The sequence below is a fragment of the Kitasatospora sp. NPDC059812 genome, assembly GCF_042732075.1.
Taxonomy (GTDB): domain Bacteria; phylum Actinomycetota; class Actinomycetes; order Streptomycetales; family Streptomycetaceae; genus Kitasatospora.
The window spans coordinates 6,220-24,727 of record NZ_JBHWIO010000116.1 but is presented as its reverse complement, the minus strand read 5'-3'; the positions used below and the strand labels follow the sequence as shown (position 1 = coordinate 24,727).

Here is an 18,508-nt window from a genome sequence, read left to right as displayed (position 1 = left end):
CACCGACCCCCGGCGGGGGGTCGGTGAGCGACGCCTGTCCGTCGTGGTTCGGGTTGTGAGGAAGTGAGAACGATGGCTGTGCATTCGGAGCGGGTGCAGACGCAGTCCCCGGATTCAGGGAAGGCTGCCGTGGCCGGAATTGAGACGAGTGCCGCCGGTGGTGGCGCCAACGGCACCCCCCGCAAGGGCGCCAGACCCGCAGGCGGGCCGAGCCTCGGCGCACGCCTGGCACCGTACCTGCTGCTGCTGCCCGCCACCGTGGCGACCCTCGCCCTGCTCGGCTGGCCGCTGGTGAAGACGGTCCTGCTGTCGTTCCAGAACCTCAACAAGCGCCAGTTCGTCCAGCACCTGACCGAGTGGAACGGCTTCGACAACTACAAGGAGCAGCTGACCGACCCGGACTTCTGGGCGGTCACCGGGCGCACCGTCGTCTTCACCCTGGTCAACGTCGTGCTGATCATGGTCGGCGGCACCCTGATCGGCCTGCTGCTCAACCGCCTCGGCAAGCGGATGCGGCTGCTCCTCTCGGTCGGCCTGCTGATGGCCTGGGCGATGCCCGTGGTCGCCGCGACCACCGTCTACACCTGGCTGTTCGACCAGCAGTGGGGCGTCGTCAACTGGTTCCTGGACAAGCTGGGTTGGCACGCGATGGCCGACTACAACTGGATGAGCGACCAGTACTCGACCTTCTTCGTGGTGATCCTGCTGATCGTCTGGCAGTCGGTCCCCTTCGTGGCGTTCAACATGTACGCCGGACTGACCACCATCCCCAAGGAGCTCTACGAGGCCGCCCGGATGGACGGCGCCGGCGCGTCCAAGATCTTCGGCTCGGTGATCTTCCCGAACCTGAAGCCGTTCTTCCTGGCCACGACGTTCCTGGAGATCATCTGGGTCTTCAAGGCCTTCACCCAGGTGTACGCGATCAACGGCGGCGGCCCCGAGAACCTGACCCGCACCCTGCCCGTGCACGCCTTCCTGGAGGGTTCGTCCGGGCAGCACTACGGCATCGGCTCCGCGATCGCGGTGCTCACCATCCTGATGCTGGGCGCGATGATGGCGTACTACTTCCGCATCATGATCAAGCAGGAGGACGAGCTGTGAGGCGCTCGCTCATCGGACGTACCTGGCCGAACGTGATCGCGGTCGTCCTCTTCGTCTTCTTCATCTTCCCCGTCTACTGGATGATCGCGACTGCCTTCAAGCAGGACAACGACATCATCAGCAAGACGCCGGTCTTCATCCCGTTCAACGGGACCCTCGACCACTTCACCACCGCGATCAACGCGCCCAACTTCTGGACGTACGTCACCAACAGCCTCATCGCCACCGTCGGTGCGGTACTGATCTCGCTGGTGATCGCGACCCTCGCGGCCTTCGCCATCGCCCGGATGAAGTTCCGCGGCCGCAAGGCCTTCGTCCTGGTCGTCATGGTCGCGCAGATGGCGCCGTGGGAGGTCATGACCATCGCGGTCTACATGATCTCGCGCGACAACGAGATGCTGAACAGCCTCGTGCCGCTGACGTTCTTCTACATGATGATGGTGCTGCCCTTCACCATCTGGACGCTGCGCAGCTTCATCGCCGCGGTGCCGAAGGAGCTGGAGGAGTCGGCCATGGTGGACGGCTGCACCCGCTCCCAGGCCTTCGTGAAGGTGATCTTCCCGCTGCTGGCCCCCGGTCTGATGTCGACCTCGCTGTTCGGCTTCATCACCGCGTGGAACGAGTTCCCGCTCGTCCTGATCCTCAACAAGGAGGAGGGCAAGACCCTCCCGCTGTGGCTGTCGTCCTTCAAGACCGCCTTCGGCAACGACTGGGGCGCCACCATGGCGGCGTCCACGATGTTCGCCATCCCCGTGCTGATCCTGTTCGTCTTCCTGCAGCGCAAGGCGGTCGGCGGACTGACCGACGGCGCCGTGAAGGGCTGAGAAACGTGAGCATCCTCGTCCCCACCGCTCCGGTCAGCGACCAGCTGCACCGTGACGCCCTGACCGTCCTGCAGCCCGGCTTCGTCGGCACCGAGCCGCCGCAGTGGCTGCGCCGCCACCTCGCCGCCGGGCTCGGCTCGGTCGCGCTGTTCGACCGCAACGTGGTCGACCTCGACCAGCTCGCCAAGCTCACCAAGGCGCTGCGCGAGGAGAACCCCGACCTCCTGATCGCCATCGACGAGGAGAGCGGCGACGTCACCCGGCTGGAGGCGGGCTCCGGCTCGTCCTGGCCCGGCAACCTCGCGCTCGGCGCGATCGACGACCCGGCGCTGACCCGGGACGTCGCCCGCGAGCTGGGCCGGGCGCTGGCCGCGGCCGGCGTCAACTACAACTGGGCGCCCACCGCGGACGTCAACTCCAACCCGCGCAACCCGGTCATCGGCGTCCGCTCCTTCGGCGCCGACCCGGAGCTGTGCGCCCGGCACACCGCCGCCTGGGTGGAGGGCCTCCAGTCGGCCGGCGTGGCCGCCTGCTCCAAGCACTTCCCCGGCCACGGCGACACCGCCGTCGACTCGCACCACGGGCTGCCGGTCATCGACGTCGACCTGGACGTGCTGCGCTCGCGCGACCTGATCCCGTTCCAGGCGGCGATCGCGGCGGGCACCAAGGCCGTGATGACCGCCCACATCATGATCCCGGCGCTCGACCCGAAGCTGCCGGCCACCCTCAGCCCGCTCGTGCTGCGCGACCTGCTGCGCGCCGCCCCGGCCGACGGCGGCCTCGGCTACCAAGGCCTGATCGTCAGCGACGCGATCGAGATGGGCGCCATCGCCGACACCTTCGGGATGGGCGACGGCACCGTGCTGGCCCTGGCGGCTGGCGCGGACGCGATCTGCGTCGGCGGCGGGCTGGCCGACGAGGACACCGTGCTGATGCTGCGCGACGCCATCGTGGCGGGCGTGCGGGCCGGCGTGCTCTCCGAGGAGCGGCTGGCGGACGCCGCCGACCGGGTCCGCTCGCTCGGCAGCTGGGGCCGGATCTCGGCCCAGGGCGAGCGGCCGGAGCCGGACCTCGCGGTCGGCCTGCGGGCCGCCCGCCGGGCGCTGAAGGTGGTCCGGGCGCCGGGCCACGAGCCGCAGCCGGTGTCCGAGCGCCCGTTCGTGGCCTCGTTCTCGGACGAGCCGAACATCGCCGTCGGCGACGTCACCCCGTGGGGCGTGGCCGGCATGCTGGCCGACCGCTTCCCCGGCACCCGCACCCGCGCGGTCTCGGCGGCGCAGGCCGCCCCCGAGCTGCTGGACGCCCTGGTCGCCGAGCTGGTGGCCGGCGCCGAGGGCCGCCGCCTGGTACTGGTGGTCCGGGACGCGCACCGGCACGCCTGGATGTCCGCCGCGCTGGGCCGCCTGGTGGCGGCCCGGCCGGACGCCGCGGTGGTCGAGATGGGGCTGCCGCAGTCCGAGCCGGTCGGCGCGCTCTACATCGCCACCCACGGCGCCGCCCGGGTCTGCGGGCTGGCGGCCGTGGAGGTGCTCACCGGGCAGCCGGGAGCCATCGGCTGAGACCGAGGGGGGCGTCACCGGGAGTGTCCGGGAGGCGTCGGCCGACGGGCCCGTCATGCGCATGCCGCATGGCGGGCCCGTTTCGTTTCCCCGCCGTTCGACCTGCGGATTCGCCAGGTGACCGCGTTCCCTCAAGTAGGCCTTAAATCCACCTTAAGTCCCACTTAGGGTGACGGTACGGCGACTGATCGCCACGGGGTACAACAGCTCTGCAACGGCCGTGGCGACGAGGCCATTTGGCCGTTGACACCACCTATGGTCTAGGCCAGAGTCCAGTCATCCGGTTCGAAATTCAACCTCACCGGATGTGGTATCGGCCCTCCCCGAAGCTCTTCGCCCCTGCCCGGACCCTCCGTTGCGGGCGCCATCACGCTGCCGGCGGGCAACACGGCTCTAGCACCCTCGGAGGATGGCGTGAAGAAGCGTCAGCTCATGTCGACGTTCGGAATCACTGCCCTGGCGATCGGGCTGACGGCCTGTTCATCGGCCGGCACGGCGTCGAAGGACGGCAAGAGCCCCGGCGCCGACCCGAAGGCCGCGAGCGGCACCGTCACCGTCTGGCTGATGGACGACGCCCAGAAGAACTGGCCCGACCTGGTGCAGCAGGTCAACGACCAGTTCGCGGCGAAGTACCCGAACGTCACCCTCAAGCTCGCCTACCAGGGCTGGGCCGACAAGGTGACCAAGCTCGACAAGGCGATCGCCGACGGCTCCGCGCCCGACGTGGTCGAGCTCGGCAACACCGAGACCATGAAGTACGTGCTCTCCGGCGCGCTGGCCCCGGTCGACCGGACCACCTTCGACAACTCCGACAGCTGGATCAAGGCGCTCGCCAACACCTGTACGTACCAGGACAAGCTCTTGTGCGTGCCCTACTACGCCGGCGCCCGGGTCGCCATCTACAACGCCGCCACCTTCCAGCAGGCCACCGGCAGCTCCGAATTCCCCAAGACCGAGGCCGACCTGACGGCGGTCCTGGACAAGGTCGCCGACAAGAACAAGGCCGACAAGAGCTACTCCTCGCTCTACCTGCCCGGCCCGTACTGGTACGCCGCGATGAGCTACGTGGCCGCGTACGGCGGCAGCATCGCCAAGTTCGACAGCTCCGGCAACTGGCACGGCACCCTGCACGACGCCAAGTCCCAGCAGGGCATCAGCCACTTCGTCGACCTGGTCCGCAAGTACACCAAGGGCGACCTGACGGTGAACGAGCAGAACCAGTTCGAGTCGATGGCCCGCGGGCGCGCCGCGTCCTTCTACGGCAACGGCTACGAGGCGGCCAGCGTCGTCGCGCCGGGCACCGGCGACCCGAGCCTCAAGGACACCGTCAAGATGGCCACCATGCCCGGCCCGGACGGCAAGCCGCTGCCCACCTTCATCGGCGGCTCCGACCTCGCGGTCACCGCCAAGTCCGCGCAGGTCGAGCTGGCCACCGACTGGGTGCGGATGTTCACCAGCACCAAGTCCCAGCAGACGCTGGCCGACAAGGACATCCTGCCGAACAACCTCACCCAGCTGAACCCGCTGAAGAACAAGCCGACCACCGCCGCGGCGGCCAACGCGGTGCCGGACGCCTGGTTCACCCCGCTGGCCCCCGGCTGGGGCGCGATCGAGAAGCAGAAGATCCTGCCCGACATGCTGACCGGCATCCTCAAGGGCAAGTCGGTGGACCAGGCCACCAAGGACGCCGACGCCGCGATCGACCAGCTGATCAACAAGGCGTCCTGACCCGGCGCCGCCAGCCGCACAGGCCGAGGGCCCGTCCCGTCCGGGGCGGGCCTTCGGGTGTGCCCGCCCGGGGCGGCCCCCGTAGGATTGCGGCAGGAAACCACCGCAGCGAGTGTGCGGACTCGCCGCCGTAGAGGTCCCCGTCGGGCAACCTGCCCGGAGGGGTCGAACCATCTCATCGGAGGCACATCCTGATGTCCGACCCGCAGACTGTTTCCGTTCCTGGCCGGATCATGGCGGCGGAGATGGCCGAGCAGCCGGCCGTCCTCCAGCGCATCCTCGACGAGGGTGCCCCGAAGATCCGCCAGATCGCGGCCGAGATCGCCGCCCGCAACCCTCGCTTCGTCCTGCTGACCGCGCGCGGCACGTCCGACAACGCGGCGCTGTACGCCAAGTACCTGATCGAGATCCTGCTCGGCAAGCCGGCCGGCCTGACCTCGATGTCCACCACCACCGCGTACGGCGCCAAGCCGGACCTCACCGACGTCCTGGTCGTCACCGTCAGCCAGTCCGGCGGCTCGCCCGACCTGGTGGCCTCCACCAAGGCCGCCCGCGAGGCCGGCGCCATCACCCTCGCCGTCACCAACAACGCGTCCTCGCCGCTGGCCGAGGTCTCCGAGTTCCACATCGACGTGCTGGCCGGCCCGGAGAAGGCGCTGCCCGCCACCAAGACCTACACCGCCGAACTGCTGGCGCTCTACCTGCTGGTCGAGGGCCTGCGCGGCGGCGACGGTGCGGCGGCCAAGGAGCTGCCCGGCCTGGCCGCCGGCGTCCTGGCCCGCCACGCCGAGGTGAAGGCGCTGGCCGAGCGGTACCGCTTCGCCCAGCGCCTGGTCATCACCTCGCGCGGCTACGGCTACCCGACCGCCCGCGAGGCGGCGCTGAAGCTGATGGAGACCACCTACATCCCGGCCTCCCCGTTCTCCGGCGCCGATCTGCTGCACGGCCCGCTGGCCATGGTGGACAACGTCTCGCCGGTCATCGCGATCGTTCCGGACGGCAAGGGCGGCGAGGCCCTGCAGCCGGTGCTGGACCGCCTGCGCGGCCGCGGCGCGGACCTGGTCGTGGTCGGCCAGCAGGCGCAGGTGGACGCCGCCTCGGCCGGCTTCGCCCTGCCGGCCGGCGTGCCGGAGGAGGTCCAGCCGATCCTGGAGATCCTCCCGCTGCAGCTGCTGGCCTACGAGGTCACCATCGCCCGCGCCGCGGCGCGGCCCCCCCCGCGCCCCCGCGCAACGCCCCCCGCCCGGCAGGCCGCCCCGCCCCCCGCCGGCGGCCCCCCGGCCCCCGGGGTGGGGGGGGGGCCCCGACTCGTTGAGCGGCGGAACATGGCTTCGGCGGGGGAGCGCCCGGAACGCGTCGCACCCCCGGAACGCGTCGCGCCTGGCGCTCGGCGTACCCGGAAAGCACTACGGGCCACGGCGCCGACACGGGACCCTCAACCCATGCGGCACCGCAGCCCGGAGCTGTCGTCGGTCGCCGGAGTCGATCGAGAACTGTGCGGGGTCCTCGTTCGGCGGCGTCCGACCGAGGAAAGGCCTCGCGCGGTCAGGGCAGTTGCGCGGTGGGCCTCTCCTTGGTGCCCTTTCATTGTGGACTAGACCAATCTGGGTTGTCCAGGCCGCTCCGGAAATTGGTCTGGACAACTTCGGGAAGCGGGCTCCGCCGCAGGCCCGGCGCATGATCCGTTCCCCGGTCCGCCGCGCCGCGCCCCGACCGGCGGCGCTACTCTCGCCATGTGCCCTCGCTGAACGAACTCGTCCGCCGCCACACCACCCTGACCGGGGCCGATGTGGAATGGCTCCACATGCTGGTCTCGGAGTGGCAGCTTCTCTCCGACCTCTCCTTCGCCGACCTGGTCCTGTGGATCCCCACCTGGGACGGCATCCGCTACGTCTCGGTGGCGCAGATGCGGCCCAACACCGGCCCCACCTCCTACCAGGACGACATGGTCGGCCACCTCGTCCCGCGCGGGCGCCGCCCGCTGCTGGACGCCGCCTTCGACGAGGGCCGGATCGTGCGCGAGGGCGACCCGGAGTGGCGCGAGGAGGTGCCGGTCCGGGTCGAGTCCATCCCGGTCCGGCGCGAGGGCAAGGTGCTCGGGGTGATCGCCCGCAACACCAACCTGCTGACCGTCCGCACCCCCAGCCGGCTGGAGCTCACCTACCTGCAGAGCGCCTCCGACCTGGCCCAGATGATCGCCGCCGGCAGCTTCCCCTTCCACGGCGTCGAACAGATCGACATGGACGCCGCCCCCCGGGTCGGCGACGGCCTGATCCGGCTCGACGCGGACGGCATCGTCACCTACGCCAGCCCCAACGCCCTGTCCGCCTACCACCGCCTCGGCCTCACCACCGACCTGGTCGGCAGCCACCTGGGCCGGGCCACCGCCGAACTGGTCCCGCCCTCCCGGGCGGCCGTGCACGAGGCGCTGGTGAAGCTGGCGAGCGGCTGGGCGCCGCGGCAGACCGAGGTCGAGGTGCAGGGCGGGGTGGTGACCCTGCGGGCCATCCCGCTCAAGCCCAAGGGCACGCTGACCGGTTCGCTGGTGCTCTGCCGGGACGTCACCGAACTGCGCCGCCGCGACCGCGAGCTGATGACCAAGGACGCCACCATCCGGGAGATCCACCACCGGGTGAAGAACAACCTGCAGACCGTCGCCGCCCTGCTGCGGCTGCAGTCCCGCCGGATGGAGTCGGAGGCCGGCCGGGCCGCGCTGGACGAGGCGGTGCGCCGGGTCGGCTCGATCGCGATCGTGCACGAGACGCTGTCCCAGGCGCTGGACGAGCAGGTGGCCTTCGACGAGATCGCCGACCGGGTGCTGGCGATGGTGATGGAGCTGTCCCAGGACGGCCGGGTGGCGACCCGCCGCAGCGGCAGCTTCGGCATCCTGTCCGCCGAGGTGGCCACCCCGCTGTCGATGGTGCTGAACGAACTGCTGCAGAACGCGCTGGAGCACGCCTTCGGCCCGTCCGCCTCCGGGAACCTGGAGGTCAGCGCGCTGCGCGGGCGGGCCCCGGCGACCGGGGCGGGCTGGTCGGACAGCTGGAACGGCGGCGCCCGGCCGGAGGAGTTCCTGCTGATCACGGTGCAGGACGACGGCCGCGGCATGCCCGAGGGGTTCGACCCGCAGACGGCGGGCAACCTCGGCCTGCAGATCGTCCGCACGCTGGCCACCGGCGAGTTGGGCGGCACCTTCGACATGGTGGCCGGTCCGGACGGCGGCACCAAGGTGATCCTGGAGATCCCGGTCCGCTGATCCGCCGACCGGTCTGCGGTCCGGTGCGGTGCGGTGCGGTCCGCGGTCCGGTCCGCACCGCGGTCCGCGGAAAGGTGCAGCGAGGCGCGTGGTGGGGGCGTGCACTCGGCGAAAGCGCCGGGTGTCCACCCCGCGAGCCCGGCGCGGGTCGGCCCGCGCGGGGGCGTGCCAGGGTGCGGGCGCGCCGGGGCGCGCACACAAACCGGGGCGCGAAAACAGAAACGAGGCCCTGTCGACCGGGGGGGGTGGGTCGACAGGGCCTCTCAACCCGTTCCGGCCGTCGGGGGGAGTCGGCCGGAACGGGGGCTCTGGGTGGTGCGACACCTCGCCCGTGCGTTGCACACGGTGAGCGCCACAGCTCCACGATATTGCTCTAAGTGAACAGTATCAAGTGGCTGGACGGTCCGGTGTCGCGGGACCTCGCCAGGCAAGGCCCTTTGTGCGGAAGGCTTCACCAGGAGGTGCAGGGAAGCCTTTGATCATGTGTTGATCGGTGTTTCGGTTACTGCTGGTGTTACGGCGTGTGATCAGGCGGTGCGGGCGCGGTTGCGGGCGGCACGGCGCTTCATCGCGCGACGCTCGTCCTCGCTCATACCGCCCCAGACGCCGGCATCCTGGCCGGTCTCAAGAGCCCACTGCAGGCACTGCTCCATGACCGGACAGCGGCGGCACACGGCCTTGGCTTCCTCGATCTGCAGCAGAGCAGGACCGGTGTTCCCGATCGGGAAGAACAGCTCCGGGTCCTCTTCGCGGCAGACAGCGCGGTGGCGCCAGTCCATGGTCGTCCAACTCCTCCTGCCGGCGGGGGGCACCCGGTCGGCATAATCGATGGCTTGTGAATGTGGCTTGTGAATGTGAACGCTTTCACGAATCCCGCAACAGCAAAAGAGACCAAAGGCCCGCCGGGGCCCGGGTGGTCTGTGCTAGGGAGGGATTCGGCGATTCGAGGGACGTTCCGCGGTCGACACCCGCCAGGTTCTGAGGTTGCCGTCGCTGCGATGCGTCCCGATCGCCATGTAGAGGTTCGCAAACCTCGGGCCCGGATACAACCCCCTTCAGGGAGGAATTTTTGATTCTTCGGTGTCGCCTAGCTCACAGCCAGTACTTCTATGGAGTGAAGGGGGCTTGTGCGTTCGAGAAGAAGGGCGAAACCCCCTTCCGGTCACACAATCACACGCAGTGCCCGCCGTACGCCTGTGAAACTGACGCGACTCCTGTCTCCAAGGTGGTCCCCGTCAACCTGGAACGGGGCCGGTTCCTCTGAAACCAAGGTGAAGTGTCTGACGTCGTGATAGGAGACGACGTGCTTGCCGGACGGGCCGGCCGGCGGGGCGCCTTCGCTCGAAGAGGCGTACGACCGCAGGATCTGACGGATCGTTCGAACGGTGCCGAACGCCGTCATCCGGGTGATCCCGAAGACGTCGAGATCAGTGTCGAAGGAGGCGAGCGGTGAGGGGTACACCGGGCGGTTGCCGAGGAACGTCCACGGCGAGGTGTTGCTGACTATGGCCAGGGCCAGGCCCGGCACGCCTTCTCGGCCCGGTAGTTCCAGGGCCACAGGCCCGGAACGACGCTGCTCACGCTGGGTGACGTAGTGCCGCAGCGCCTGCCCCACATAGAGCGCGTGGGTGGACTTGCGCCCCAACCGGCGCTGCTCCTCGACCCGGCCGACCACCCCGGCGTCGAAGCCCAGGCCGGCGGTGAAGGTGAACCAGCGGTCCGGCAGCCCGTCGGTCATCGCCTTGCCCAGGCCGACCGGCCGCTCGCTCCCGTGCTCCAGCGCGTACAGCAGGGCGCCGGTGGCTTCCACCGGGTCGTTGGGCAGACCCAGCGCGCGGGCGAACACATTGGTCGAACCGCCCGGCACCACGGCCAGTCGCGGGACCTTCTCGCCCGGGCCGTGCGTGAGCAGCCCGTTCACCACCTCGTTCACGGTGCCGTCGCCGCCGAGCGCCACCACCAGGTCGACCGTGCCGTCCTCCGAGGCCTCGCGGGCCAGGTCGCGGGCGTGGCCCCGGTACTGCGTCTCGGCCACCTCCAGCTTGAGGTCGCTGCGCAGCGCGTGGATCAGCACGTCCCTGGTGCGGCCACTGGTGGTGGTGGCCTTGTGGTTCACGACCAGGAGAGCGCGCATGGGGAAAGCCTACGGGTCGGTACGGACCAACCGGCGGCTACCCTGCTGGAGTGACCGCAGAATCCTCCGCACCCGTACCCACGGCGGGCCCGGCCCGCCCCTTGGCGCTGACCGTGGGCGCCGCCATCACCGCCCTGGAGGGCGCCGCGCTGGCCGTCGTCGGCGTCTGGGACATGGTGTCCGCGCTGTCCGGCCAGTCCAAGCAGCTCGCCCTGAACGAGTTCGGCGGCCTGGTCATCGTGCTGCTCGGCGTGCTGCCGGTGCTGGCCGCCCGCGCGCTGCTCAAGGAGCGCCGCTGGGGCCGCAGCCCGGCCGTGCTCACCAACTCGATCTGCCTGCCGATCGGGTACTACATGCTGGAGAGCGGCGGCGCGATGATCGGTGTCGGTGTGCTGGTCGGCCTGCTCGGGCTGGTCGGCATCGGCGCGCTGCTGAACCCGAAGTCGACGGCGGCCCTGTACGCGTCGCACGAGGGCTGAGCGCACAGGGCCGCCGGGGGTCGGCCGCCGGTTGAGCGGCCGTCAGTCCTACTCCTCCACCAGGAGCTTCTCCCGCAGCTGGGCCAAGGTCCGGGCCAGCAGGCGGGACACGTGCATCTGGGAGATCCCCACCTCGGCGGCGATCTGCGACTGTGTCATGTTCCGGAAGAACCGCAGCACCAGGATCTTCTGCTCCCGGGGCGGCAGTTGGGCCAGCAGCGGCTTGAGCGACTCGCGGTACTCGACGCCCTCCAGCGCCTCGTCGGTGGCGCCGAGGGTGTCCGCCACGGCCGGCGACTCGTCGTCGCTGTCCGGGACGTCCAGGGACAGCGTGGAGTACGCGTTGGCGGACTCCAGGCCCTCCAGGACGTCCTCCTCGGAGATCCCCAGGTGCTCGGCGAGCTCGTGCACCGTGGGGGAGCGCCCGTGCCGCTGGGAGAGCTCGCTGGTCGCCGTGGTGAGCGACAGCCGCAGCTCCTGGAGGCGGCGCGGCACCCGGACCGCCCAGCCCTTGTCGCGGAAGTGCCGTTTGATCTCGCCGACGATGGTCGGCGTGGCGTAGGTGGAGAACTCGACCCCGCGCTCGTGGTCGAAGCGGTCCACCGACTTGATCAGGCCGATGGTGGCGACCTGGGTCAGGTCGTCCAGCGGCTCGCCCCGGTTGCGGAACCGCCGGGCCAGGTGCTCGACCAGCGGGATGTGCATCCGCACCAGCTGGTTGCGCAGCTCGACGCGCTCCGGGGAGCCGTCGGGCAGCGCGGACAGCCGGACGAACAGCGCGCGGGCCGCCTCCCGGTCCGGTGCGCCCGAGCGGTGCGGGGCCGGGGCTGGCGCCTGGACGGGCACCGCGGTGCGCAGGTCCGCGGCCTCGTCCGCCGGATCGGACGGGGGCGGGGATGCGGGCGACGGTTCAGACGTCGGCTCGGTCGGGTGGCTCATCCGGTGGGCGTCCTTCGGGTGCGCATCGTCGTTGGCGGCGAGGCCAGGAACGCTCGCCTGGGTCGGTACGGCAGGTCCCGCCGTCGCGAGGCCGGTACGGTCCAGATCACTCACGGCCATTCCCCCGTTCCGTTCCGGGAGCACCGGGGCCCTCGGGCCCCGGCATCGTCTCGTTGGTCGTACCGCGTGGGGGGCGGTACCGGGCGCCGCCCGCCCGGCCCCTGATCGGGGACCGGGCGGACGGCCCTTGTGCGGTGCTGGTCGACGCCCCGGCTAGTGGGCGACGGGGCCGCCGCGCTTCTTGTGCAGGCTGATCGACACGGTCTTGTCCTCGCCGACCGAGGAGTCGACCTCGCCGGCCAGGGCGGAGAGCACCGTCCAGGCGAAGGTGTCCCGTTCGGGCGCCTTCCCGTCGGTGGTGGGGGCGGTGACGGTCACCTTCAGCGAGTCGCCGACCAGCCGGAACTCGCAGGTCAGGACGGAGCCTGGCACCGCCTGCTGGAGCAGGATGGCGCAGGCCTCGTCGACCGCGATCCGCAGGTCCTCGATCTCGTCGAGGGTGAAGTCGAGCCGTGCCGCCAGGCCGGCCGTCGCTGTTCGCAGGACCGAGAGGTAGGCACCCGCCGCGGGCAGCCGGACCTCCACGAAGTCCTGCACTCCGGGCTCGCCGTCGATCTGGGACACCCTCACCTCCTGGGTGACGCGCTGTGCTTCCGGGCCGGTGGCCGCGGCACTGTCTGTTGCTTGGCTCAACTGCTTCGCCCCAACTGTCCAGAGGGGTGGTGCGGTACGTACCGGTCATACCCTTCGCGGGACGACCGGACGCCGCGTATCCGCCTGAGACCTTACCGCCTTCCGCACGCCGGCCGGGGCTCGGGAGTCACTCATGGTAAGCCATCGCGACGCAGGGTGGCAGGGGTTCGGACGGTCCGTTCAGTGACCGCCGCCGGCGGCGGCGAGCGCCTCGCCGGTGAGCCGGTAGACGGTCCAGCCGTCCATCGGCACCGCGCCGAGGGACTTGTAGAAGTCGATCGAGGGCGTGTTCCAGTCGAGCACCGACCACTCCACCCGCGCGTAGCCGCGCTCGACGGCGATCCGCGCCAGTTCCAGCAGCAGCGCCTTGCCGTGGCCGCCGCCGCGGGACTGCGGGCGGACGTACAGGTCCTCCAGGTAGATCCCGTGGGTGCCGCGCCAGGTCGAGAAGTTGAGGAACCAGACCGCGAAGCCGACCGGCTCGCCGGTGGCGTCGTCCTCGGCGATCAGGCCGAACAGCGCCGGGTTGGCGCCGAACAGGGCGTCGCGCAGCTGCTCCTCGGTGGCCACGGCCTCCTGCGGGGCCTTCTCGTACTCCGCGAGCTCGCGGATCAGGGCGAGGATGACGGGAACGTCGGTCACGACGGCGGTGCGGATCATGCCGCGAGCCTACTGCGCGCCCCCGCCCGCGGCCCAGGCCCTGATCGGGGCCCGGGCCGGGGGCGGGCGGGTCAGCGGGCCGGGACGGTGCGCAGGTAGTCGGCCAGCGCGGTGATCGCGGCCGGGTTGCGCGGGCTCTCCACCAGGTCGACGTAGTCCAGGACGAAGATCCGGTCGTTCCTGACCGCCGAGACGCCGGCCAGCGGCGGGAAGGACTTCAGGAAGGCGCGCTTGGCGTCGGCGCCGGTCTCGCCGTAGTTGTTGATCAGGATCACCTCGGGGTCGCGCTGCACCACGCTCTCCCAGCCGACGGTGACCCAGGTGTCCGCGAGGTCGCCCATCACGTTGGCCCCGCCGGCCTTGGCGATGATCTCGTCGGCCGCGGCGAACTTCCCGGCGGTGTACGGCTTGTCCTGCCCGCTGTCGTACAGGAACACGGACGGCCGGCGCTCGGGCTGCGGGGCGGCGGCGACCTGTGCCTTGAAACCGGCGACCAGCTTGTCCGCCCGGTCGCGGACGTCGAAGATCTCGCCGAGGTTGGCCAGGTCGGTGTAGAGCGCGTCCAGCGGGGACATCACACCGCGCTCGGTGCCCTTGCCGCTGCGGCAGGACTCGCTGAGCACGTACGAGGCGATGCCGAGGTCCCCCAGCGCCTTCGGGGTGAAGCCGCGGCCCTCGTCGAAGCCGTAGTGCCAGCCGGCGAAGACCAGGTCGGCCTTGGCGCCCAGCACGATCTCCTTGGTGATCTCCTTCTTGGAGAGCCACGCGGTCTGCTGGTAGCCGTCCTTCCAGGCGACCTGGTCGACCCGGCCCTTGTCGTCGGGCATCACGTAGCCGGCCATCCGGTCGGCCAGGCCGAGGGCGAGCATCAGCTCGGTGATGCCGACGTCGTTGGTCACCGTCCGGGCGGGCTTCTGCGGGAAGGTGAGCTTGGTGCCGCAGTTCTCCACGGTCACCGGGTAGTGGGCGGAGGCGGCGGTGGCGTCGCCGCTCGGGGCGATCTCGGCGCCGCAGGCGGTGAGTCCGAGGGTGAGCAGGGCGGTGATGGCAACGGCCTTGGTGCGCACGGGGGTTCCTTCGGGGGGTGGGTCAGATCCGGTCGAAGAGCAGTTGGACGGCGCCGGTCACCGGGTGCCGGACGGGGGTGGCCCGGACGCCGAACACCTCGGCCAGCAGGGCGGGTCGGAGCACCTCGGCGGGCGGCCCCGAGGCGACGATCCGGCCGGCTTGCAGCACGTACAGCAGGTCGCAGTGGCCGGCCGCCAGGTTGAGGTCGTGCAGCGCGGTGAGCACCGTCGGCCCGGCCTCCCGGACCAGCGCCAGCACGTCCAACTGGTGGGCGATGTCCAGGTGGTTGGTGGGCTCGTCCAGCACCAGCAGCCGGGGCTCCTGGACCAGCGCGCGGGCGATCAGCACCCGCTGCTTCTCGCCGCCGGACAGGCTCAGGAAGCCCCGCCCGGCCAACTGCTCGGCGCCGACCTTGCGCAGCGCCTCGGTGCAGCGGGCGTGGTCGTCCGCGCCCGGGCCGCCCAGGCCGCGCCGGTGCGGCAGCCGGCCCATGGCGACCACCTCGGCCACCGTGAAGTCGAACTCGGCGGAGTGCTCCTGGGGGAGTGCGGCCACCCGCCGGGCGGCCTCGCGCGCGGTCAGCGCGTGCAGGTCCGTGCCGTCCAGCAGGACGGCCCCGGCGGCCGGCCGCAGCGCCCGGTAGACGCAGCGCAGCAGCGTCGACTTGCCGCTGCCGTTCGGTCCGATCAGTCCGACCACCTGCCCGGCGGCGGCGTCCAGGGCGACGTCGTGGACCAGCCGGGCACCGGCCAGCTCGACCGAGACGGAGTCCAGGGCGAGATCCATCAGCGGCCTCCGAAGGAATAGCCGCGACGGCGCATCAGCAGCAGGAAACAGGGCACCCCGAGCACCGCGGTGACCACCCCGACCGGCAGTTCGGCGGGCGCCAGCAGGGTGCGCGAGACGATGTCCACCCAGACCAGCAGCAGCGCCCCGGCGAGCGGCGCGACCAGCAGCACCCGGCGGTGCCCGGCGCCGACCAGCATCCGGGCCAGGTGCGGCACCATCAGCCCGACGAAGCCGATCGCCCCGCTGACGGCCACCACCGTGCCGGTGACGGCGGCGGTCACCACGAACAGCTCGCGGCGCAGCCGGTCCGGGTCCACGCCCAGCGAGGCGGCCGTCTCGTCGCCCATGGCGAGCGCGTCCAGCCGGCCGGCGGCGCAGGCCAGGTACGCCAGGCCGGCCAGCACGGTGGCGGCGGCGATCGGCACCGAGCCCCAGGTGGCGCCGCCGAGGCTGCCGAGCAGCCACATCATGGCGTCCCGGGCGGCCTCGCCGCGGGCGGCCGCGAAGACCATCAGCGCGGTGACGGCGGAGAAGCCGTAGGAGAGCGCGGTGCCGGTGAGCACCAGCCGCAGCGGGGTGAGCCCGTAGGCCGTCCGCGCCGCGAGGTAGACCAGCACCATGGCGACCAGCGCGGAGCCGAACGCGGAGGCCGAGATCGCCCACACCCCGAGCGAGGCGAAGGCGCCGAGCAGCAGCACCGCGTTGGCGCCGACGGCCGCGCCGGAGGAGATGCCGAGTACGAACGGGTCGGCCAGCGCGTTGCGCACCAGGGCCTGGACGGCGACCCCGGTGGCGGCCAGCCCGGCGCCGACCACGGCGGCCAGCACGGCACGTGGCAGCCGGATCTCCCAGACGATCGCGTAGGCGGCGGCCTCCTCCGCCTCCAGCCGTCCGCCCGTCAGCCCGGCGGCCAGCAGCCGCAGGACGCGGGGCAGGCCGATCCCGGAGGCGCCCAGCGCCACGCCGCAGAGCAGCGAGAGCAGCAGGGCGGCGGCCAGGCCGACGGCGAGCGGGAGGGCGGGTATTCGGCGGGCGGGCGGGCTCGTTGCGCCACTGCCCGCGGCTGCGGTGCTGCTCACGGTGCGCCTTGCCTCGGGCCGCGGGTGCGCGGGGGCGGCACCGGTCGGGCGCGGGCCCGGGCGCCATCCCCTCGCAGTCCACGGCGAGTTGTCGGGAGTTCAGCGGCCGGGGGCGATCGGGCTGGCACGGCCCCGGGGCCGTGCTCACCGTTGCGGGTCAGCGCCGGATTCACACCGGACTTCCCCCTCGGACGCCCTGGCAGCATAACAGCCACTCAGGCTAGGCAACCCTTACCGGGCTCGGATGGGGCGTGAACGCACGACCGCCCCCGTCCGGGCTCGCGGACGGGGGCGGTCGGGTGGCGACGCGTCAGGCTCAGGCCTGCTTGGTCTCCCAGAAGATCTTGTCGACCTCGGCGATCAGGTCCAGCAGGGCCTGGCCGGTGGCGGGGTCGGTGGACGCCTTGGCGGCCGAGGCGGCCTTCAGGGTGTCGTTGATCAGCTGGTGCAGCTGCGGGTACTTCTCGAAGTGCGGGGCCTTGAAGTAGTCGCTCCACAGCACCGAGATGTGGTGCTTGACGGCCTCGGCACGCTGCTCCTTGATGATCAGGGCGCGGGTGCGGAAAGCCGGGTCCTCGTTGGCCTGGTACTTCTCCTGGGTGCCCTTGACCGACTCGGCCTCGATCCGGGCCTGCGCCGGGTCGTACACGCCGCAGGGCAGGTCACAGTGGGCGTGGGCGGTGGCGCGCGGTGCAAACAGACGAGAGAACATGGGAGTCCTTCCTTAGATCGTCTTCCCGCGCCCGAGATTACCCTTCCGCCCCCGGGGTTTCGCGATCGGGCGGTGGGCCTAGGGCAAAAGGCGGACCCGGAACCGGGGTAATCCGGACATCGAACGGATCGAACGGGGTGACGGTCCGTACGGCAGACTGGGACCGGGCGGTCCGGGAGGAGGAGTCGTGGCGCGGAGCACGGAACCGGCGGGTACGGAACCGGCGGGCACGGAACCCCGGGGGCGGGGCGGCGGCGCGGTGCCGTTCGGGCTGGTCGACGTGGCGGGCCCGTCGATGGTCCCGACCCTGCGCGAGGGCGACCAGTTGCTGGTGCGCTACGGCGCGCCGATCCGGCCCGGCGCGGTGGTGCTCTTCCGGCACCCCTTCCAGCAGGACCTGCTGGTGGTGAAGCGGGCCGCCGAGCGGCGTCCGAGGGGCTGGTGGCTGCTGTCCGACAACCGGCCGGTGGACAGCGACAGCCGAAGCTACGGCCCGGTCCCGGACGAACTGGTGCTCGGCCGGGTGCTGCTGAGGCTGCGCCCGCGCCCGGCCTGGCTGGCGCCGGGGCGGCGGCTGGAGCGGCTGCTGCTGAGCACCCGGCTGGCCCGGGTGCCGGGCCTGGCCCGCCGCCTGGGCGTCTGGGCGGAGCAGCTCTGACCCCCTGGGCCCTGCCGGGGACCTAGCCGGCGGCGCCGAGTGCCGCGGCCTCGGCCTCCTGGCGCTTGCGGGCCCGGTACGCGGCGACGTTGGCGCGGGTCGCGCAGCGGTCCGAGCAGTAGCGGCGGGAGCGGTTGGTCGAGGTGTCCAGGTAGGCGTTGCGGCAGGGCGCGGCCTGGCAGATGCCGAGCCGGTCGGCGCCCAGCTCGGTCAGGTGGACGGCCAGGCCCATGCAGGCGACCGCGCTGAAGTGCGCGGTGGCGGTCGGCGAGTTGTCGGCCAGGTGCAGGTGCCAGCGCGGCCGGCCGGCGTCGTCCAGGTAGTCGTGCCCGGAGACCAGCGGGCTGACCGGGTACTCCATCAGCAGGCTGTTCAGCAGGTCGACGCCCCGGATCTCGTCGCCCTCGGCGGCGGCCTCGAAGACCCCGCGCAGCCTGGTCCGCACCGCCCGCAGCCGGGGCAGGTCGGACTCGTCGGCCTGTGCGGCGGCCCGCGAGGAGTCGGAGAACAGGCCGCGCACCGCGTCCACGGACGTCAGCGTGTCGGTGCCGCGTTCGGGCTCCTCGGTGTTCACCAGCCGAACGGCGAGATCGGCGTACGAGGCGAGCTCCACGGAGGTCCTTCCAAAAGGTCGGTAACGGGCTGATTGCGTCCAGCCTATTACCTGGGTGGGGAAAACGTCGGGGGGGGGGGGGGGGGCGCCCGGGCGGCGGGGGGGGCGGGGGCGCGCCGGGCACACATCCAGGTAAGGGGGGCGCGAGCACGGGGC

General features: G+C 71.6%; 17 protein-coding genes, 1 pseudogene and 1 riboswitch. Of the genes and pseudogenes, 8 read left to right on the top strand and 10 right to left on the bottom strand.

Translation table 11 applies throughout. The features are described 5' to 3' along the window. The first annotated feature begins 72 nt into the window (after positions 1 to 72). From ACFV6D_RS35495 to ACFV6D_RS35470, 6 genes and pseudogenes are all read left to right on the top strand, one after another. Positions 73 to 1,101, top strand: coding sequence for a carbohydrate ABC transporter permease (locus ACFV6D_RS35495; protein WP_063347863.1), 1,029 nt, complete (start codon positions 73 to 75; stop codon positions 1,099 to 1,101). Continuing rightward, positions 1,098 to 1,925 (top strand): carbohydrate ABC transporter permease, encoded by an 828-nt coding sequence (locus ACFV6D_RS35490; RefSeq protein ID WP_063347862.1) that lies wholly within the window; start codon positions 1,098 to 1,100, stop codon positions 1,923 to 1,925. The genes ACFV6D_RS35495 and ACFV6D_RS35490 overlap by 4 nt, the downstream gene beginning before the upstream one ends. A 5-nt stretch (positions 1,926 to 1,930) precedes the next feature. Further along, positions 1,931 to 3,484 (top strand): glycoside hydrolase family 3 protein, encoded by a 1,554-nt coding sequence (locus tag ACFV6D_RS35485; protein WP_063347861.1) that lies wholly within the window; start codon positions 1,931 to 1,933, stop codon positions 3,482 to 3,484. 432 nt (positions 3,485 to 3,916) lie between these two features. After that, the gene (locus tag ACFV6D_RS35480) at positions 3,917 to 5,212 is read left to right on the top strand and encodes an extracellular solute-binding protein (RefSeq protein ID WP_380494036.1); all 1,296 of its coding nucleotides are present in this window, start codon (positions 3,917 to 3,919) and stop codon (positions 5,210 to 5,212) included. 194 nt (positions 5,213 to 5,406) lie between these two features. Next, positions 5,407 to 6,444, top strand: a pseudogene (locus tag ACFV6D_RS35475) (SIS domain-containing protein); the annotation flags it as partial. Positions 6,445 to 6,947: 503 nt separating this feature from the next. Next, positions 6,948 to 8,468 carry a sensor histidine kinase gene (locus ACFV6D_RS35470; RefSeq protein WP_244293369.1) on the top strand — a complete coding sequence of 507 codons (1,521 nt, stop codon included), beginning with the start codon at positions 6,948 to 6,950 and terminating at the stop codon, positions 8,466 to 8,468. 527 nt (positions 8,469 to 8,995) lie between these two features. On the opposite strand, the gene ACFV6D_RS35465 is transcribed toward ACFV6D_RS35470, so the two are convergent. Both ACFV6D_RS35465 and ACFV6D_RS35460 read right to left on the bottom strand, forming a co-directional pair. Then, positions 8,996 to 9,247, bottom strand: coding sequence for a WhiB family transcriptional regulator (locus tag ACFV6D_RS35465; RefSeq protein ID WP_014138019.1), 252 nt, complete (start codon positions 9,245 to 9,247; stop codon positions 8,996 to 8,998). A 383-nt stretch (positions 9,248 to 9,630) separates the two neighbouring features. Then, positions 9,631 to 10,602: a diacylglycerol kinase family protein gene (locus ACFV6D_RS35460; protein WP_063347858.1), complete on the bottom strand. Its 972-nt coding sequence runs from the start codon at positions 10,600 to 10,602 to the stop codon at positions 9,631 to 9,633. A gap of 50 nt (positions 10,603 to 10,652) precedes the next feature. Between ACFV6D_RS35460 and ACFV6D_RS35455 the strand changes: the two genes are divergently transcribed. Continuing rightward, a complete protein-coding gene (locus ACFV6D_RS35455; RefSeq protein WP_159398434.1) occupies positions 10,653 to 11,081 on the top strand; it encodes a hypothetical protein in 429 nt (142 codons plus the stop codon). Between the two features lie 48 nt (positions 11,082 to 11,129). On the opposite strand, the gene ACFV6D_RS35450 is transcribed toward ACFV6D_RS35455, so the two are convergent. The 7 genes from ACFV6D_RS35450 to sodN form a co-directional block, all read right to left on the bottom strand. Continuing rightward, the gene (locus ACFV6D_RS35450; RefSeq protein ID WP_350879654.1) at positions 11,130 to 12,134 is read right to left on the bottom strand and encodes an RNA polymerase sigma factor SigF; all 1,005 of its coding nucleotides are present in this window, start codon (positions 12,132 to 12,134) and stop codon (positions 11,130 to 11,132) included. Positions 12,135 to 12,293: 159 nt separating this feature from the next. Further along, positions 12,294 to 12,704, bottom strand: a complete 411-nt coding sequence (locus ACFV6D_RS35445; protein WP_063347857.1) for a hypothetical protein — start codon at positions 12,702 to 12,704, stop codon at positions 12,294 to 12,296. A 249-nt stretch (positions 12,705 to 12,953) separates the two neighbouring features. Then, a complete protein-coding gene (locus ACFV6D_RS35440) occupies positions 12,954 to 13,433 on the bottom strand; it encodes a GNAT family N-acetyltransferase (protein WP_063347856.1) in 480 nt (159 codons plus the stop codon). Between the two features lie 71 nt (positions 13,434 to 13,504). After that, on the bottom strand, positions 13,505 to 14,500 hold the full coding sequence (locus ACFV6D_RS35435; protein ID WP_380562865.1) for an ABC transporter substrate-binding protein: 996 nt from the start codon (positions 14,498 to 14,500) through the stop codon (positions 13,505 to 13,507). 22 nt (positions 14,501 to 14,522) lie between these two features. After that, positions 14,523 to 15,287, bottom strand: coding sequence for an ABC transporter ATP-binding protein (locus ACFV6D_RS35430; protein WP_380562863.1), 765 nt, complete (start codon positions 15,285 to 15,287; stop codon positions 14,523 to 14,525). Beyond that, positions 15,287 to 16,369 (bottom strand): iron ABC transporter permease, encoded by a 1,083-nt coding sequence (locus tag ACFV6D_RS35425; protein ID WP_063347854.1) that lies wholly within the window; start codon positions 16,367 to 16,369, stop codon positions 15,287 to 15,289. Before ACFV6D_RS35425 ends, ACFV6D_RS35430 begins: the two co-directional genes overlap by 1 nt. An 89-nt stretch (positions 16,370 to 16,458) precedes the next feature. After that, positions 16,459 to 16,597, bottom strand: a riboswitch (cobalamin riboswitch). 88 nt (positions 16,598 to 16,685) lie between these two features. Continuing rightward, positions 16,686 to 17,081 (bottom strand): superoxide dismutase, Ni, encoded by a 396-nt coding sequence (gene sodN, locus ACFV6D_RS35420; protein ID WP_063347853.1) that lies wholly within the window; start codon positions 17,079 to 17,081, stop codon positions 16,686 to 16,688. Positions 17,082 to 17,376: 295 nt separating this feature from the next. Between sodN and sodX the strand changes: the two genes are divergently transcribed. Next, complete coding sequence (gene sodX, locus ACFV6D_RS35415) at positions 17,377 to 17,739, top strand: nickel-type superoxide dismutase maturation protease (protein ID WP_079136256.1); 363 nt, start codon at positions 17,377 to 17,379, stop codon at positions 17,737 to 17,739. Between the two features lie 22 nt (positions 17,740 to 17,761). Here the strand turns inward: sodX and ACFV6D_RS35410 are convergent, their stop codons facing one another. Next, the gene (locus ACFV6D_RS35410) at positions 17,762 to 18,352 is read right to left on the bottom strand and encodes a CGNR zinc finger domain-containing protein (protein WP_063347852.1); all 591 of its coding nucleotides are present in this window, start codon (positions 18,350 to 18,352) and stop codon (positions 17,762 to 17,764) included. Positions 18,353 to 18,508 lie beyond the last annotated feature (156 nt).

What these genes read in the sequence shown, in the direction of transcription:
- ACFV6D_RS35495 (WP_063347863.1), top strand. Translation starts at nt 73, where the DNA reads ATGGCTGTGCATTCGGAGCGGGTGCAGACGCAGTCCCCGGATTCAGGG.
- ACFV6D_RS35480 (WP_380494036.1), top strand. Translation starts at nt 3,917, where the DNA reads ATGTCGACGTTCGGAATCACTGCCCTGGCGATCGGGCTGACGGCCTGT.
- ACFV6D_RS35465 (WP_014138019.1), bottom strand. Translation starts at nt 9,247, where the DNA reads ATGGACTGGCGCCACCGCGCTGTCTGCCGCGAAGAGGACCCGGAGCTG.
- ACFV6D_RS35460 (WP_063347858.1), bottom strand. Translation starts at nt 10,602, where the DNA reads ATGCGCGCTCTCCTGGTCGTGAACCACAAGGCCACCACCACCAGTGGC.
- ACFV6D_RS35440 (WP_063347856.1), bottom strand. Translation starts at nt 13,433, where the DNA reads ATGATCCGCACCGCCGTCGTGACCGACGTTCCCGTCATCCTCGCCCTG.
- ACFV6D_RS35430 (WP_380562863.1), bottom strand. Translation starts at nt 15,287, where the DNA reads ATGGATCTCGCCCTGGACTCCGTCTCGGTCGAGCTGGCCGGTGCCCGG.
- sodN (WP_063347853.1), bottom strand. Translation starts at nt 17,081, where the DNA reads ATGTTCTCTCGTCTGTTTGCACCGCGCGCCACCGCCCACGCCCACTGT.
- sodX (WP_079136256.1), top strand. Translation starts at nt 17,377, where the DNA reads ATGGTCCCGACCCTGCGCGAGGGCGACCAGTTGCTGGTGCGCTACGGC.